Raw genomic sequence first — 15,709 nt, forward strand, 5'->3', positions numbered from 1 at the left:
CTGTCGCCAGGATAGCCCGCGGGGGACGGGCACCCGACCGGCTGCTCCCACTCGTCGCCCTCGTCGTCCCACCGGAACGGCGGAGTCCGACTCACACGTACGTAGGTTGTCACACGCCGTGATCGGAGCGAGTCTCGGATGATCCTGATCCGCGACCGATCGGAGAAACCATGCGCGCATCACGACGACGGGCCACGGCGGCACTGTCCGTCGCGGCATGTCTGCTGGCGCTGCCCGCCACCCAGTCGGCGGCCGAACAACGCCACGGGAGTGGCTCCGGCACCGACCGGGGCACAGCCACGGCCACGTCCGTGTACCGGATCACCGACACCGACAGCCGGACCCGAACCGAGATCCAGCGCACCGGCGCCCTGGTGCTGTCCCTGAAGGGGGACACCGCCTTCGTCGAGGCGGACGAGCACCAGGTCCGGCGGCTGCGCTCGGCGGGGATGCGGCTGTCCCGGGCGGCCGCCCCCAGCAGTGGCTCCCCGCACCGAGCCGCCCCCGGTGACTTCCCGCCCGAGGACAGCGGGTACCACACCTACTCCGAGATGACCGAGGAGGTGGAGGCCGCCGCCACCGAGCACCCCGGGATCGTCGACAGGACCAGCGTGGGGCGTTCCGCACGGGGACGCGACATCCCCGCCGTGAAGATCAGCGACAACGCGGGCACCGACGAGGACGAGCCCGAGGTGCTGTTCACCTGCAACCAGCACGCGCGGGAACACCTGACCGCCGAGATGTGCCTGCACATCCTGCGGCGCTACACCGACAACTACGGCAGTGACCCGGCGATCACCGACACGGTCGACAGCCGGGAGATCTGGGTGGTCCCGATGGTCAACCCGGACGGGGTCGTCTACGACGTCGGCGGGACCTACTACCGGGGCTGGCGCCGCAACAGGGAGTCCGCCCCGGTCGACCTGAACCGGAACTGGGGCCACAAGTGGGGATGCTGCGGCGGCTCCAGCGGGAGTCCGAACTCACCGACCTACCGTGGTCCGGCACCGTTCTCCGCGCCGGAGACCTCCGCGATCCGGGACTTCGTGGAGTCCAGGGTGGTGGACGGCACGCAGCAGCTGACCGGCCACATCGACTTCCACACCTTCTCCGAACTGGTGCTGTGGCCCTACGGCTACACCACGGACGACACCGCTCCGGGTATGACCGAGGAGGAGTACCGCAGGTTCGCCTCGATCGGCAGGAGCATGGCGGCGACCAACGGCTACACCCCCATGCAGTCCAGTGACCTCTACGTCACCGACGGCAGCGTCAACGACTGGATGTGGGCCGAGCACGGAATCCTGTCGTTCACCTTCGAGATGTACCCGAGCAGCGGAGGACTCGACGGTTTCTACCCGCCGGACGAGGTGATCCAGCGGGAGACCAGCCGCAACGACGAGGCGGTGTCGATCCTGCTGGAAGAGAGCGGTCGCTGAGCGGCCCCGCCGGGCCCACTCCACGGGGGTGGGCCCGCGCGGACGTTCACCCCAGCAGCAGGACGACGACCCCCACCAGGATCGCGAGCACCACCACGGCCCCGGCGGTGAGCAACAACCAACGCAGCTGCGGATGCTCCTGCCGGATCTCCGACTTCGCGCGTTCGCGCCATTGCATGAACGTGGTCTGTTCACTCATCAGTGCTCTCCACAACCATCTGGGCTTGCCGGCCGGCGCCGTACGCCGGCGATCCACCTCACCCTGCCACATCCGGACACCTCACAGCCGGATGACATCGCCCCCCGCCCACGCGCGCAGCAGGGACTCGTCGTGACTGACGGCGAGCACCCCGGTCCCCTCTCGGCGTACCTGCTCCTCGACCACGCGGACGAGGGCCGCCGTGGTGGAGGCGTCCAGCATCCCCGTCATCTCGTCGCAGACGAGGTAACGCGGCCGCAGCGCGAGCGCCCTGCCCAGGCAGGCACGCTGCAACTGGCCGTCGCTGACCTCGTGCGGAAGCCTGTCGAGCAGTTCCCCGTCGAGACCGGTCAGTTCCGCCAGCTCCGCCACTCTCCCGGCGACATCCCCCAGCCCGCTGGCCAGCAGGGGTTCGGCGAGCACGCGGCGCAGGGACATCCGGGGGTCCACGGCGGGACGCGGCTGTTGGAAGACGATACCGACGGAGGTCCGCTCCCGACGGGAGGCGGCGTGCCGGAACCCGCCGACCGGTCTTCCGTCCAGCTCCACCACACCGGACCAGGGGCGGTGCAACAGCGCGAGCACCCGCGCCAGGGTGGACTTCCCACAGCCGCTGGGCCCGGCCAACCCCCGCACCTCGCCGCGGGGAAGATCCAGGTCCACCCCGTCGAGCACGGGCCGTCCCCGCCGATAGCCGGCCACCAGCCCCCGTCCCCTCAGCATGGCGGATGGGCGGCGACGGCACGGTCCCCGTGGGTGACCAGTTCCGGGTTTCCGTCACAGGGGGAGACCCCGGGCACGTCCGGACAACGTTGGCAGAACACGCAACCCCACTTCCGTTCGAGAACGTCGAGTTCGGTCAGGGCGGGAGGCCGTCCGGGAATCGGTTCGAAACCGGCCTCGGGCAGAGCGTTGAGCAGCCCCACCGTGTAGGGATGCCACGGGCGTTCGAACACCTCGGCGGCCGGACCGGTCTCCACGAGACGACTGGCGTACATCACGGCCACGTGGGTGGCGACACGCCGGGCCGCGCCCAGGTCGTGGGTGATCAACAACACCCCCCGGTCCCGGTCCGCCAGTTCGGCGAGCAGGTCCACGGTACGTTCCACCAGCGGGCGATCCAGTCCCGTGGTGGGCTCGTCGGCGACGACCACGGGAGGATCCCCCACCAGAGCCGAGGCCACGGCGACACGTTGGGCCATGCCGCCGGACAGCTCGTGCGGGTAGTGGTCGAGGTCCTGCGGGGCCAGTCCGACCCGGCGGGCGAGTTCGTCCACCTCACCGTCCCTGCCCCGCCCGCGCAGGTGACGCACCGTTTCGACCAGCTGGGACCGCGCGGTGCGCACCGGGGTCAGATGCGTGCTCGCGGACTGGGGAACCAGCCCTATCCGGCGCCCCCGGACGTGCCGGGACAGCACCCGTTCGGAGGCCGAGAGCAGCTCCACCTCCCCCTCCCGGCCACCCACCCGGGCTTCGCCGCGCACCTGGGCGTTGTCCGGGAGCAGCCCCAGCAGGCAGGAGGCCAGCACCGACTTGCCGCAACCGGACTCCCCCACGAGGGCGAGCACCTGTCCCGGGAACAGTCTCAGCCGCACGTCGGTGACCGCGCGCACCACCTCCCCCGCACGCCGACCACCGAGTCGGAAACGCACCGACATGTCGTCCAGTGACAGCAGCGGACCGCGCTGGTCCACACCCACACCCCCGTCCTCCGGCAGGCGAACAGCACTCACAACGTCAACTCGGAACGGCGCGCCGGAACCGTACGGTCCCGCCAGGCGGCCGCGAGTCCCGACACCGCCAGCGTGGTCGCCACGAGCAACAGCGCGGGGAAGGCGACGATCCACCAGGCACCCAGCAACACCGCCTCCCGTCCGTCCCCGAGGATGTTGCCGATGCTGGCCAGATGCGGGGGCAGCCCCAGGCCGAGGAAGCTCAGCGCGGTCTCGTGGAACACGGCGTGCGGGACCAGCAGCACGGCCGACAGGGACGCCTGGGGAACCACGGCGGGCAGCATGTGCCTGCGCAGGATCCACCACCTGCTCGCCCCCGCCGAGATCGCCGCGTCGACGTAGGGACGCTCCCGCAGACCGAGCACCTCGGAGCGGACGACACGGGCGACCGTGGCCCAGTGGGTCAGTCCGATGGACAGCACCACGGCCAGCACGGTCCCGCGGTACAGGGCCACGATGACGATGCCGAGCAGCAGGTGGGGAACGGAGTTGACCGCGTCGACGAGCCGCATCAGCAGCCGGTCGGTCCATCCTCCGAACGATCCGGCCACGGTGCCGACCACGGAGCCGAGCACCGTGGAGACCAGTGTGCTGACGGCCGCCACCAGCAACGATATCCGCAGCCCGGCCCAGGAACGCGTGAACAGGTCCCTTCCCGAGGTGTCCGTACCGAAGGGATGCCCCGGTGCGGGAGGCATCCGCACCGAGCCGTAGTCCACGAGCCCGGTGGAGGGGGACAGCCACGGAACCAGCACGGCGGCCAGCAACAACAACGCCAGCACCGCCACCGAGAGCCGGGTGCGCGAGCGCGTCGCCCCACGCCCGCGCTTGGTGCCCGCCCGCGAGCGGGCGACGTCGCGCCACTCCCCCTTCCTCGTGGGGGACGAGTCGTGCTGCCTGAGTTCAACCATCGGTGGCCACCCTCGGGTCGAGCAGGATCGCGGCGACGTCGGCCAGCAGCGAACCGAGCAGTACGGCAGCCGTGGCCAGGAGCGTCAGCACGGCCAGCAGGGGGTAGTCGGCGGCTTTCGCCGCGGTCACCACGGCGGAGGCCACCCCGGGCCAGGAGAAGACCTCCTCCACGAGCACGGCCCCGGTGACCAGCTCCGGAACGCGCGCTCCGATCAGGGCCACGAACGGCAGAAGCGCCGTCGGCAGGGCGTGGCGCAGCACCACGATCCGTTCGCCCATCCCCCGCGCCCGTGCCCCGTTGACGTGGTCCTCGGTCAGGGCGGTCAGCAGGGACTGACGGACGTGCAGCACCAGCCAGGGCGCCTGGGAGACACCGAGCACCGCCGCGGGCAGCACCAGGTGCTCGAGCACCTGCCCGACACCGAGCGAACTGCCCGCGTCGGTGAGTCCGGCCACCGGCAGCCACCCGAGTCCGAGCGAGAACACGGCGATGGCCAGCAGGGCGAGCACGAAGGGCGGCACTCCCTCCAGCGCGTGCCCGAGAGCCGTGACCGCCCGGTCGAGCCATCCTCCCTGGCGCCAGGCGGCGACCGTGCCCACCACCAGGGAGAACACCACGGCGAGGGCGAGCCCGGTGCCCGCCAGCAGCAGGGTCCACGGAAGGCGCTGCGTGACCACCTCGACCACGGGCTGGCGCATCGACCGTGACACGCCGAGATCCCCGGAGAACAGGCCGCTCAGCCACTCCCAGAAGCGCGACAGCACCGGACGGTCCAGACCGAGCTCGGCCCGTACCCTGGCCACGTCCGCCGCCGAGGCGTCGTAGATCCGCACCCCGTAGTACTGGTGGATCGGGTCGAACGGGGACGCCGCCGCCAGCAGGAAGACCCCCAGCGACACGAGCAGCAGCACCGGAACGGCCCACACCACTCTCCGCAGGACCAGCCACAGCACCGCCGCGGAACGACTGCCGGCACGGCGCGCCGGCCATACCGCGGACCTCAACTCTTCGGTGTCCAGTCCTCGACGTTCCACCACGGCCCCCAGGTGGTTCCGTGGGTGTGCGGTTCGACCACCGGTTCGTAGCCGTCCCAGACACCACGACGCATCACGTAGCTGTGCTGGACGAAGGCCAGGTACACCAGGCCGGGGTCGGCGACGTAGGCCCGCTGGGCCTCCTTGTAGTGGCGGGCCCGCTCGGCGGGATCGACCGTGTTCCTTCCCGCGTCCAGCGCCGAGTCGACCCGGTCGTTGCGGTACTTGGCCGGGTTCCGGTAGGTGCCGGTTCCGATCATCGAGGAGTGCAGCGCCGAGTACATCTGGACGTCGGGGTCGACCGGGCATCCCCCGCCCAGCACGATCGCGTCGGTACCGATGCGCTCGGCGGCCTCCGACCGGTCCACCCCGGCGAGCTCGACCCGGACGCCGACCCTCTCCGCGTCCGAGGCGAAGGCGTCCGCGAACTTCTTGCGCAGTGTGTCGTCGGCGAAGTACATGACGGTGAACCTGGCCGGTGTCCCGTTCCGCTGCCGGATCCCGTCCGGGCCGGGGGTCCATCCGGCCTCGTCGAGCACCCGGCGTGCCCGCTCCCGGTCGAAGTCGAAACGGGCCTCGGGAGCGTGGTAGCGCTCCATGGAGGCGGGCACGGGGGTGTGGGCGGGGGTGCCGTGTCCGCCGAGCAGGCTCTCGACCATCCCCGAGCGGTTGGCCGCCAGGTTCAGCGCCCGGCGCATCGCGGCGTCACCGGTGACCGGGTGATCACTGGGCAGGGTGATGGCCCGGTAGTCGGCGGTGTCGTGGTGCACGGTGCGGTAGGAGTCCCCTCCTATCCGTCCCGCCAGCGTGGGGGGCAGCACCGTACCGTCGAACTCCCCGGCCTGGACACGTTGTGCCCTGGTGTTGTCGTCGGTGGCGAACACGACCGTGATCTCGTCCACCTCCGGGGTCCCGCCCCAGTAGTCCTCGTTCGCGCGCCAGATCATCCGTTCGCCCCGGCGCCACTCGGCGAGCCGGTAGGGCCCGGTTCCCACCGGCTCGGTGTTGAGCGGGGAACGATCCTGGGGCGCTGCTTCGGCGAGCGCGTCCTTCGGCAGGATCCCCATGAGCATCCGGGCGGGCCAGGCCGCGTAGGGGATGTTCAGTCGGAAGCGGACCGTGTGCTCGTCCACGGCCTCGACGCTGTCGAGCATGGACAGGTCGGAACTGATCGTCGCGGCGTAGGCGGGATCGACGGCCGCACTGTAGGTCGCCACCACGTCGTGGGCGTCGAAGGGGGAACCGTCGTGGAAGGTGACTCCGCGCCGCAGTCGCACCGTCCAGGTGCGGGCGTCGTCGGTGGACTCGGGCTGTTCGGCGGCCAGTGCCGGGTGCAGTGTCCCGCGACCGTCGAAGGCGAGCAGCCCGTCGTAGAACTTGGCGGCTCCGTAGCGGGCGTAGCCCAGCAGCGGGTTGAGGCTGCTCGGCTCGTAGCCGTCGGCCAACAGCATGGAACGGGGCCCGCTGCCGCCTCCGGAGTTCGACGGTGCCGAACAGGCCGTCCCCGCCAGAGCGAAGGCCGCCAGGGACGAGGTGATCAGGGTGCGGCGGTTGAACACGCCGAGACTCTAGAGATTACTGCAAGTTCCTGGCAACACGATGAGATCTTGGCTACTCTCCGCGCCCGAGCCGCGGCGACGTCCGTCCTCCTGCCGGAGAGGGCGCTCCGAACCCTCCGTGGCCGGACGGCAGGATGGGAGGATGGCGGAGACGGACCCGGCCGGAGCGGAGGTGAGCTGGTGCGCATCGCACTGTGCCAAATCTCGTCCACATCGGACCCCGACGCGAATCTGGAGCTCGTGGCCGGAGGTGTGCGCCGTGCCGGCGAGGCCGGTGCGGAGTTGGCGGTGTTCCCGGAGGCGACCATGGCGTGCTTCGGGACCCCACTGGCTCCGCTGGCCGAGCCGCTGACCGGGGCGTGGGCCGGAGAGGTCGGCAGGCTGGCCGAGGACGCGGGGATCACCGTGGTCGCGGGTATGTTCACCCCGGCCGCCGACGGACGGGTCACCAACACCCTGCTGGTCACCGGCCCCGACCGGCGCGCGCACTACGACAAGATCCATCTCTACGACGCTTTCGGATTCACCGAGTCCCGGACGGTCTCGCCGGGGGAGGAACCGGTGACGGTCCGGCTGCCCGGCGCGACCGTGGGGCTGAGCATCTGCTACGACCTGCGTTTCCCCGGTCTCTACACCGCCCTCGCCGAACGGGGAGCCTCGGTGCTGCTCACGGCGGCCTCCTGGGGCGCGGGAAGCGGCAAGCGCGAACAGTGGGAACTGCTCGTCCGCGCCCGGGCCCTCGACTCCACCTCCTGGGTGGTGGCCTGTGGCCAGGCTGATCCGCGCAGCATCGGCAGGGATCCCTCGCCGAAGGCCCCCACCGGAATCGGCTACAGCACCGTGGTCACACCGTACGGAATGATCCACGACCAGCTGGAGGCCGAACCCGACGTGCTGGTCACCGACATCGATCCCTCCCAGGTCGAGCAGGCCAGGGAGACCCTTCCGGTGCTGGCCAACCGGAAGCTCTGAAAAGGTCCCCTCGCCCTCTTCTCCCCGGGAGGCGGCTCTGCGGGCGGGCGACGGACCGGTTTGATCGAGTTCCCCACCGGGTACCCGGCCGCCGAGGAGAGCCGACCAGTTGGGGACACGATGGGACGCAACAGAGTAGTGATCGTGGGCGGGGGATTCGCCGGCTATCACGCGGCGGAGCGGCTGGCCCGGGAAACCCGGCGGGAGGAGGTCGAGATCGTCCTGGTCAATCCCACCGACTACTTCCTCTACCTGCCACTGCTGCCCGAGGTCGCCGCGGGGATCCTCGACCCCCGCGCGATCACGATCTCCCTTCCGGGAACCCTGCCACGGGTGCGTCTGGTGCTCGGCGAGGTCACCTCGGTCGATCCCGACCGTCAGCAGTTGACCTACACCGACCCCGAGGACAACACCGGATCACTCGACTTCGACCGCCTGATCCTGGCCGCGGGCAGCGTGAACAAGCTGCTGCCCATCCCCGGAGTGGCCACCCACGGGCACGGTTTCCGGGGCATCCCGGAGGCGCTGTACTTCCGTGACCACGTCACCAGGCAGATAGAACTCGCCGCGGCCACGACCGACCAGGCCGAACGTGACGCGCGCTGCACCTTCGTGGTCGTCGGGGCGGGCTACACAGGCACCGAGGTGGCCGCCCAGGGGCCGGACTTCACCCGGTTGCTGGCCGACCGGCACCCGGAGCTGTCCAACCAGCCGATCCACTGGAAACTGCTCGACGTGGCCCCGCGCGTGCTGCCCGGGCTCGACCACAGGCTGTCGGAGGCGGCCACCGACGTGCTGCGCGCCCGCGGAGTCGAGCTGTTGACCGAGACCTCGATCGAACAGGCCGGTGAGAAAGGGGTCACGCTCGACAACGGACGACACGTCCCCACCCACTCGCTGATCTGGTGCGTGGGGGTGCGTCCCGACCCGCTCGTGGAGTCCCTCGGGTTGGAGACCCGACAGGGCAGGATCGCGGTCGACGAGACGCTCAACGTCGCGGGTTACCCCCGGATCTTCGCCTGCGGCGACGCCGCCGGTGTCCCCGACAGGGGCAATCCGGGCGGACTCACCCCCATGACGGCCCAACACGCCACCCGGCAGGGCAAGCTCGCGGCCAGTAACGTGGTGGCCTCCCTGCGGGATGGGAAGCTACGGGGATACCGGCACCGCGACCTGGGCTTCGTGGTCGACCTCGGTGCGCACCAGGCGGCGGCCAACCCGCTGCACGTTCCCGTGTCGGGATTCCCCGCCAAGGTGGTCACCCGGGGGTACCACCTGATGGCGATGCCCGCGAACCGGTTGCGGGTGGCGGTCGACTGGGCCCTGGAGGCGGTCTCCCAGCGGCAGTGCGTCCAGCTCGGGATGGTGCGCTCCGGAACCGTTCCGCTGGACACCTCCTCACCGGAGGTGCCGGACCTGCGGGGCGAGGAGTCCTTCGGCGCGTCCTCCCGCCCCGCGTCGGGCTGAACTCCCACCGGACGGGAGACTCGGTCGCCGCCCGCGGGTCACCCCACGACCGCGCGCCCGTGTGTCGGAGTTGCTCCCTACATGTCCAGCCCTATGTCCAGCACGGGCGCCGAGTGCGTCAACGCCCCGACGGCCAGACAGTGCACCCCGGTGGCCGCGTAGTCGGCGGCACGTTCGAGGGTGAGCCCCCCGGAGGCCTCCAACTCGGTTTCCGGGGAGACCGCACCGGCACGTCGCACCGCCTCGGCGCACTGCTCGGGGGCGAAGTTGTCCAACAGCACCAGTCCGGGCCGCTGCCGCAGCACCTCGTCCAGTTCGTCCAGGTCACCGACCTCCACTTCGAGGGGAAGGTCGGGGGCGTGTTCGCGGCAGGCACGCAGCGCGGCTCCGGGAGAACCGGCCGCGGCCACGTGGTTGTCCTTGACCAGCATCGCGTCCCCGAGCCCGAAACGGTGGTTCTCGCCACCCCCGCAGCGCACCGCGTACTTCTGCGGCACCCGCAGGCCGGGAAGGGTCTTGCGGCTGTCCCGGATCCGACAGCCGGTCCCGGCCACCGCCTCCACCCAGGCGGCGGTGGCCGTGGCGACTCCGGAGAGGTGGGTCAGCAGGTTCAGCGCGGTCCGCTCGGCGGTGAGCAGCGTTCGTACCGGGGCCCGTACCGTGAGCACGGACTCGCCGGCCCCCACCGGGGAGCCGTCCACGCTCGCGTGCTCGACGCGGTAGCGGTCGGCGCCGACCACCTGGTCCAGCACGGCGAGCACCAGGGGCAGCCCCGCCAGGACCCCGGAGGTACGGGTGTTGAACTCGGCCGTGGCCACGGAGTGCTCGGACACCGTCGCCTCGGTGGTGGCGTCCGGGCCGTACCTGAGGTCCTCGGCCAGGGCGGCACGGACCAGCACCTCGGACTCGGCCGGATCCAGTCCGGCCGCGCGCAGGTTCCGGGTGGTGGCTTCGGACAGGTTCACGCGACGTCCCTCGTTTCCTCCGGAGCGGAGCGGATCAGCCAGCCGGACGCGTCCAGCCGCAGCGGATTGGCCCGCCGCCAGTGGAGATCGTCGGTGTCCGGGTGGTCACGTCGACGATGGCATCCCCGCGACTCGGTGCGGTGGGAGGCCGCCACCAGCAGGGCGTGGGCCGTCAGCGTCAGGGCCGCGTCCTCGGCGTTCTCCCGTGTGCGCAGTGGACGTACCACCGAGGCCGCCTCCAGCGCCGCGCGGGCCTCGTCCAGCCCCGCGCCGTCGCGTTCGATTCCGGCGTGACCGCTCATGATCCTCCGGAGCACACCCCGGTCGACCACGGGGGCGGCGGGAAGCCGTTCCGGTGTCGGTCTCGCACGTCCCTGGTGGACGCGGGCGAGGTCGTGCCGGGTGCTCTCCGCGGCCCGCACCCCCAGCACGGCTCCCTCCAGCAGGCTGTTGGAGGCCAGTCTGTTCGCGCCGTGCAGTCCCGTCCTGGCGACCTCACCGGCCACGTACAGCCCGGCCACACCGGTTCTTCCATCCACTGAGGACACTACTCCGCCGCAGGAGTAGTGCGCCGCCGTGGTGACCGGGATCGGTTCGACCACAGGGTCGATCCCCGCGGCACGGCACGCCGCGTACACCGTGGGGAAACGTTCGGGCAGCGCGGAACCCAGCGCCCTGGTGGCGTCCAGGTAGACCGACTCCGTACCGGTCTCGGCCATCCGCCGCTCGATGGCGGCGGCCACCACGTCGCGCGGGGCCAGATCACCGGCGGGGTGTTCGTCCCGCATCACCCGCTCGCCGTGGGCGTCGACCAGTACCGCCCCCTCGCCACGCACCGCCTCGGTGACCAGTGGTCGCCTGCCCTCGTTCTCACCGGGAACGTGCAGCACGGTGGGGTGGAACTGGACGAACTCCAGGTCGGCCACCTCGGCACCGGCCCGCAGGGCCAGGGCGATCCCGTCGCCGGTGGCCACCTCCGGATTCGTGGTGGCCCGGTAGAGCTGTCCCAGACCTCCGGTGGCGAGCAGCACGGCCGGGGCACGGAGCACACCGGGACGTCCGGCGTGGTCGAGCACGAGAGCCCCTCCCACGGCACCGTTCTCGGTGTGCAACAGCTCCACCACGCAGTGCCGTTCCAGCACCGGAAGCCCCTCCGCGGAGGCGGTCGTGCCCAGCGCACGCTGGATCTCGGCGCCGGTGGCGTCCCCACCGGCGTGGATCACCCGGAAAGCGCTGTGCCCGCCTTCCCTGGTGCGGGCGAGCCTGCCTCCGGAGGTGGTGTCGAAACGTGCCCCGCAGGCGCGGAGCCGACGTATGGCGGAGGCTCCGTCCCCGAGAACGCTGTTCACCGCCGTGGGTGAGCACAGTCCCGCTCCGGCCTCCAGCGTGTCCCGCACGTGTTCTTCCACGCTGTCGCCCGGGTCCTTCTCCTCGGGACGGACAGCGGCGACGCCTCCCTGGGCCCAGGAGGTGTTGCCCGCCGAGACCTCCTCCTTGCTCACGACCAGCACCCGTAGCCCGAGCTCGCGGGCGCGCAGGGCCGCGCTCAACCCGGCCACGCCGGTTCCGACGACCAGCAGGTCGGCTTTGGCCCGCCAGGTCATTCGCCACCACCGGGACGTCCGATACTGATCATGCGTTCGACCGCCGAACGGGCTCGCCGCGCCACCTCGTCGGACACCTCCACCCGGTCCCTGCCTTCGGTGAGGCACCGGAGCAGCGCCGCGGGAGTGATCATCTTCATGTACCGGCACGAGGCGCGGTCGTTGACCGCGCGGAAGTCGATGTCCGGGGCCGCCGTGCGCAGCTGGTGCAGCATCCCGACCTCGGTGGCGACCAGCACGGAGGAAGCGCCCGTGCTGCGTGCCGCGTCCAGCATCCCGCCGGTGGACAGGATCTTCACCCGCTCGGAGTCCACCGTGCCGTCCCCGGCCAGGTACAACGCCGAGGTGGCGCAGCCGCACTCCGGGTGGATGAACAGGTCCGCGTCCGGTTCGGAGGCGGCGCGCTCGGCGAGCTCGGCCCCGTTGATCCCGGCGTGCACGTGGCACTCCCCGGCCCAGACGTGCAGGTTCTGCCTGCCGGTGACCCGTTTGACGTGCGCACCGAGGAACTGATCCGGGCAGAACAGCACGGGCCGCTCCTCGGGAATCGAACGCACCACGTCCACCGCGTTGGACGAGGTGCAGCAGACGTCGGTCTCCGCCTTGACCTCGGCCGTGGTGTTGACGTAGGAGACGACCACCGGTTCGGGCTCGCCCGCGTCGAGGAACTGTTCCCGCCAGGAGCGGAGGTCCTCGGCCGTGATGGAGTCGGCCAGCGAGCATCCGGCACGTTCGTCGGGAATGAGCACGGTCTTGTCCGGACTCAGTATCTTGGCCGTCTCGGCCATGAAGTGCACGCCGCAGAAGACGATCTCGTCGGCCGTGCTCTCGGCCGCTATCCGGCTCAACGCCAGGGAGTCGCCGGTGTGGTCGGCGACGTCCTGGATCTCGGGAAGCTGGTAGTTGTGCGCGAGCAGCACGGCGTTGCGCCGCTCCGCCAACCGACGGACCTCGGCGGCCCATTCCTCGGTGGCCGACACACCCGTGTAGCCGTCCTCGGTACGCCGCACCGCCGCCGTGTCGAGCCCGGCCGAGACGCCGTGACTGGCTGCTGTCGCGGCCATGTCTCCTCCTCACCGGCGCGGCGACGGGGCACCGCGCCGATTCCCAAGGGCCCCGATTCCCCGGGGCCTCGATCTCCTGATTTTCCAACCAGGGTTTTCGTCTTATAATCGAAAACGTGCCCCATGCTAACACGTCGGGAACCGAGGACCATCCGTGTGCGAACTCACCCGTCGAGCACGCGGTGCTCGCCGGTGTCCTGCGGATCCGGGACAGAGCCCTGCAGGCACTGCTCTGGCAACGCGCCAGACCTCCGCACACGCACCGCTGGTCCCTGCCCGGAGGCAGGCTCGGCCCCGGCGAAACGGTGGAGCGCTCCATCCGCAGGCAGCTGGCGGAGAAGGTCGACGTGCGCGAACTCACCCACGTCGAACAGCTCTCGGTGTTCAGCGCCCCCGAACGCGTACCGGGAAAACGTGTGGTGGCCACCGCTTTCCTCGGACTCATCCCCTGCGACGCCGACCCGACCCTTCCGGAGGACACGGCCTGGCACCCGGTGGAGAGCCTTCCGGCCACGGCCTTCGACCACGAGGAGATCCTGCTGACCGCCCGGGAACGGCTGCGGGCGAAGCTCTCCTACACCAACATCGGGTTCGCCCTGGCCCCACCGAGATTCACCGTGGCCGAGCTCCGCGACATCTACTCGGCGGCGCTGGGATACCGGGTCTCGGCCACGAACCTGCAACGGGTGCTCTCCCGGCGCGGCGCGCTGGAAGCCACCGGGGAAACGGTGTCCTCCGGCCCCTCGGGAGGACGTCCCCCGGCGCTGTTCCGCTTCACCTCGCGTGATCTGCAGATCACCGACGCCTTCGCCGTGCTGCGTCCACCCAGCTGACTCCGTCCCGCCGCCGCGCGGTTGGTCAGTGCGGCGGCGGGGCACGTAGGTTGGAGGAGTGACCGAGACTCTCCCACTGTTCCCGCTGGGAAGCGTGCTGTTCCCCGGCGGCTCGCTGTCGCTGCACATCTTCGAGGCACGGTACCGCCGACTCGTACAGGACCTGGTCAACGAAGTGGTCCCGGACCGTCGTTTCGGCGTGGTCGGGATCCGCCAGGGCTGGGAGGTCGGCGAGAACAACGTCGACGCGATGTACGAAGTAGGGTGTTCGGCCCGCATGGGCGAAGTGCAGCAGCTTCCCGAGGGCCGCTACGACACCACCAGCACCGGCGAACAACGCTTCAGACTGTTGCAGCTGGACACCGAGGCGGCACCGTACCCGATGGCGCGTGTGGAGTGGCTGCCCGACACCGAGCCCGACCCGGAGACCGAACGGCTCGGGGAACGCTTGGCCGCCTCGGCACGCGCCGCGCACGAGCGCTACCTGGCCACGGGACTGCGAGTGGAGGGCAGCACCACACCACCCGAGAACACGGACGCCTCCGCACTCGCCTACGGGCTGGCCGAAAGCTGCGTACTGGCCACCGAGGACCGCCAGGACCTGCTGGCCGAGACCGATCCGCTCGCGCGACTGCGGCTGGTCCGTGCGCTGCTCACCAGGGAGACCGAGTTCGTGCGCAGGCTCCGCGCCGTTCCCGCCCAGTTGTCCGAGTTCGCCGAGCAGGCCGGGATCAACTGACCGGCGCGACCACGCGGATCGCCGCACGGCGTCCGCCGGGTGCTCGCTAGGATCACGAACCATGTCGTTACCTGGTGGGTCGAACAACTGGCACGGGACGGACAGCTCGGGACGGCACTACTACGACCCACTGAGTGGGCAACCGCTTTCCCACGAGGGAGGTCAACCCCAGCACCCCGTCCCGCCCCGGAGCGGGACGGGGCGGTCCGGACCGTATTCCGCCGATCCCGGAACCTCGGGACGCTTTCCCTCCGACCCCCAGACCTCCGGCTCTGCGGGCGCCGGCGCTGGCCGGGAGTCGCTGCTGCGCAGGTACGGTCCCACCATCGCGGTGGCCTCCACCGCCGTGGCCAGCGTCATCACCATCGTCACCACCCTGGTGCTGGTCAAACCCTGGGACGGCTCCACGGTGGGCGGCGCGGGAGCAGCGGCGACCTCGGCGAGTGCCGCTCCGAGCACTCCGGTCTCCCCCCTGGAACCGGGGTGGCAGGCGGTTGCCGTCCGCGACGCCGGGATCGCCTACGACGTCCCACCGCTCTGGGAGACCGACCACGAGGGGATCACCGGCTTCGAGACCGAGTCCGGCCGGCGGATGGCACTGACCAACTACTCGACCTTCTTGGACGGGTTCTGTTCACAGGCCTCCACCTCGTACCGGGCCATAGTGGGGCTGACCTCCGTCGAGAAGTCCGACTCCGCCTCGGCGGCGGAGCACGTGCTGCGCCGGATCGCCGAACTCGGTTGGACCACTCCGGAGGGAGCACCCCCGAAGACCGAACTGGACGATCCGCGCCCGGTCGAGCTGGACGGGGGAGCGATCACGGGGAGCTTCCTGTCCGGCACGGTCGTCCCCGAGTCCGTGGGCCCGTGCGGGGCACCTTCCACCTACATCGGCGTGGTGACGGTCTCCACCGACCGGGGAAGTGTCGCTCTGGTGGGCATCGCCGACCAGGAGACGGTGGCAAGCGTCTCCCCCGAGGAGATCGACCGCTCGCTCGAGTCGTTGCGGCTGATCTGACCGGCGCCGGCCGCCGCGGCGGCCGGCGCCGGTCCCACACGGCCCGGAAACGGGCTCGGTCACCCGACCTGCCCCCGTTCGCCCTCGTGAGGTCCGCGAGGCGGTTGTTCCGCCCAGACCTCGTCCCGTTTCCCGCCTCTCTCGGCCCCTCCCTTCGGGAACGAGTTCCC

The 15,709-nt window shown here is 70.8% G+C and carries 15 protein-coding genes; 6 read left to right on the top strand and 9 right to left on the bottom strand.

The genetic code is table 11. The features are described 5' to 3' along the window. Positions 1-170 precede the first annotated feature (170 nt). Complete coding sequence (locus CEP50_RS05505; protein ID WP_106112829.1) at positions 171-1,439, top strand: M14 family metallopeptidase; 1,269 nt, start codon at positions 171-173, stop codon at positions 1,437-1,439. Positions 1,440-1,485: 46 nt separating this feature from the next. Here the strand turns inward: CEP50_RS05505 and CEP50_RS20060 are convergent, their stop codons facing one another. The 6 genes from CEP50_RS20060 to CEP50_RS05530 form a co-directional block, all read right to left on the bottom strand. After that, positions 1,486-1,638 carry a hypothetical protein gene (locus CEP50_RS20060; protein ID WP_181188226.1) on the bottom strand — a complete coding sequence of 51 codons (153 nt, stop codon included), beginning with the start codon at positions 1,636-1,638 and terminating at the stop codon, positions 1,486-1,488. An 81-nt stretch (positions 1,639-1,719) separates the two neighbouring features. Beyond that, positions 1,720-2,361, bottom strand: coding sequence for an ABC transporter ATP-binding protein (locus CEP50_RS05510; protein ID WP_106112830.1), 642 nt, complete (start codon positions 2,359-2,361; stop codon positions 1,720-1,722). Then, positions 2,355-3,296: an ABC transporter ATP-binding protein gene (locus CEP50_RS05515; RefSeq protein WP_106112918.1), complete on the bottom strand. Its 942-nt coding sequence runs from the start codon at positions 3,294-3,296 to the stop codon at positions 2,355-2,357. Before CEP50_RS05515 ends, CEP50_RS05510 begins: the two co-directional genes overlap by 7 nt. Before the next feature lie 71 nt (positions 3,297-3,367). Continuing rightward, complete coding sequence (locus tag CEP50_RS05520) at positions 3,368-4,282, bottom strand: ABC transporter permease (RefSeq protein ID WP_106112831.1); 915 nt, start codon at positions 4,280-4,282, stop codon at positions 3,368-3,370. Further along, complete coding sequence (locus CEP50_RS05525) at positions 4,275-5,288, bottom strand: ABC transporter permease (RefSeq protein WP_106112919.1); 1,014 nt, start codon at positions 5,286-5,288, stop codon at positions 4,275-4,277. The genes CEP50_RS05520 and CEP50_RS05525 overlap by 8 nt, the downstream gene beginning before the upstream one ends. Then, positions 5,285-6,877 carry an ABC transporter substrate-binding protein gene (locus CEP50_RS05530; protein ID WP_106112832.1) on the bottom strand — a complete coding sequence of 531 codons (1,593 nt, stop codon included), beginning with the start codon at positions 6,875-6,877 and terminating at the stop codon, positions 5,285-5,287. The genes CEP50_RS05525 and CEP50_RS05530 overlap by 4 nt, the downstream gene beginning before the upstream one ends. A gap of 180 nt (positions 6,878-7,057) precedes the next feature. Here CEP50_RS05530 and CEP50_RS05535 point away from each other — a divergent pair, with 180 nt between their 5' ends. Together CEP50_RS05535 and CEP50_RS05540 are read left to right on the top strand one after the other, a co-directional pair. Further along, a complete protein-coding gene (locus CEP50_RS05535) occupies positions 7,058-7,849 on the top strand; it encodes a carbon-nitrogen hydrolase family protein (protein WP_106112833.1) in 792 nt (263 codons plus the stop codon). Between the two features lie 120 nt (positions 7,850-7,969). Continuing rightward, entirely contained in the window at positions 7,970-9,316 is a 1,347-nt protein-coding gene (locus tag CEP50_RS05540) for an NAD(P)/FAD-dependent oxidoreductase (protein ID WP_106112834.1), read from the top strand. A 77-nt stretch (positions 9,317-9,393) separates the two neighbouring features. On the opposite strand, the gene nadC is transcribed toward CEP50_RS05540, so the two are convergent. From nadC to nadA, 3 genes are read right to left on the bottom strand one after another with little or no spacing between them, the layout of a single operon-like run. Then, positions 9,394-10,281: a carboxylating nicotinate-nucleotide diphosphorylase gene (gene nadC / locus CEP50_RS05545; RefSeq protein ID WP_106112835.1), complete on the bottom strand. Its 888-nt coding sequence runs from the start codon at positions 10,279-10,281 to the stop codon at positions 9,394-9,396. Further along, entirely contained in the window at positions 10,278-11,885 is a 1,608-nt protein-coding gene (locus tag CEP50_RS05550; RefSeq protein ID WP_106112836.1) for an L-aspartate oxidase, read from the bottom strand. Before CEP50_RS05550 ends, nadC begins: the two co-directional genes overlap by 4 nt. Further along, positions 11,882-12,949: a quinolinate synthase NadA gene (gene nadA / locus CEP50_RS05555; RefSeq protein WP_219905335.1), complete on the bottom strand. Its 1,068-nt coding sequence runs from the start codon at positions 12,947-12,949 to the stop codon at positions 11,882-11,884. Before nadA ends, CEP50_RS05550 begins: the two co-directional genes overlap by 4 nt. 182 nt (positions 12,950-13,131) lie before the next feature. Between nadA and CEP50_RS05560 the strand changes: the two genes are divergently transcribed. The 3 genes from CEP50_RS05560 (at position 13,132) to CEP50_RS05570 (ending at position 15,539) form a co-directional block, all read left to right on the top strand. Beyond that, positions 13,132-13,782: an NUDIX hydrolase gene (locus tag CEP50_RS05560; protein WP_106112837.1), complete on the top strand. Its 651-nt coding sequence runs from the start codon at positions 13,132-13,134 to the stop codon at positions 13,780-13,782. A gap of 58 nt (positions 13,783-13,840) precedes the next feature. Next, positions 13,841-14,521, top strand: a complete 681-nt coding sequence (locus tag CEP50_RS05565; RefSeq protein ID WP_106112838.1) for an LON peptidase substrate-binding domain-containing protein — start codon at positions 13,841-13,843, stop codon at positions 14,519-14,521. A gap of 61 nt (positions 14,522-14,582) precedes the next feature. After that, positions 14,583-15,539 carry a hypothetical protein gene (locus tag CEP50_RS05570; RefSeq protein WP_258174870.1) on the top strand — a complete coding sequence of 319 codons (957 nt, stop codon included), beginning with the start codon at positions 14,583-14,585 and terminating at the stop codon, positions 15,537-15,539. Positions 15,540-15,709 lie beyond the last annotated feature (170 nt).

This window comes from Actinopolyspora mortivallis (genome assembly GCF_003001495.1).
Taxonomy (GTDB): Bacteria; Actinomycetota; Actinomycetes; order Mycobacteriales; family Pseudonocardiaceae; genus Actinopolyspora; species Actinopolyspora mortivallis_A.

Excerpts from the sequence above, each read along its gene's own strand:
- CEP50_RS05505 (WP_106112829.1), top strand. The coding sequence starts at position 171 with ATGCGCGCATCACGACGACGGGCCACGGCGGCACTGTCCGTCGCGGCA.
- CEP50_RS20060 (WP_181188226.1), bottom strand. The coding sequence starts at position 1,638 with ATGAGTGAACAGACCACGTTCATGCAATGGCGCGAACGCGCGAAGTCG.
- CEP50_RS05510 (WP_106112830.1), bottom strand. The coding sequence starts at position 2,361 with ATGCTGAGGGGACGGGGGCTGGTGGCCGGCTATCGGCGGGGACGGCCC.
- CEP50_RS05515 (WP_106112918.1), bottom strand. The coding sequence starts at position 3,296 with ATGTCGGTGCGTTTCCGACTCGGTGGTCGGCGTGCGGGGGAGGTGGTG.
- CEP50_RS05520 (WP_106112831.1), bottom strand. The coding sequence starts at position 4,282 with ATGGTTGAACTCAGGCAGCACGACTCGTCCCCCACGAGGAAGGGGGAG.
- CEP50_RS05540 (WP_106112834.1), top strand. The coding sequence starts at position 7,970 with ATGGGACGCAACAGAGTAGTGATCGTGGGCGGGGGATTCGCCGGCTAT.
- CEP50_RS05550 (WP_106112836.1), bottom strand. The coding sequence starts at position 11,885 with ATGACCTGGCGGGCCAAAGCCGACCTGCTGGTCGTCGGAACCGGCGTG.
- nadA (WP_219905335.1), bottom strand. The coding sequence starts at position 12,949 with ATGGCCGCGACAGCAGCCAGTCACGGCGTCTCGGCCGGGCTCGACACG.
- CEP50_RS05570 (WP_258174870.1), top strand. The coding sequence starts at position 14,583 with ATGTCGTTACCTGGTGGGTCGAACAACTGGCACGGGACGGACAGCTCG.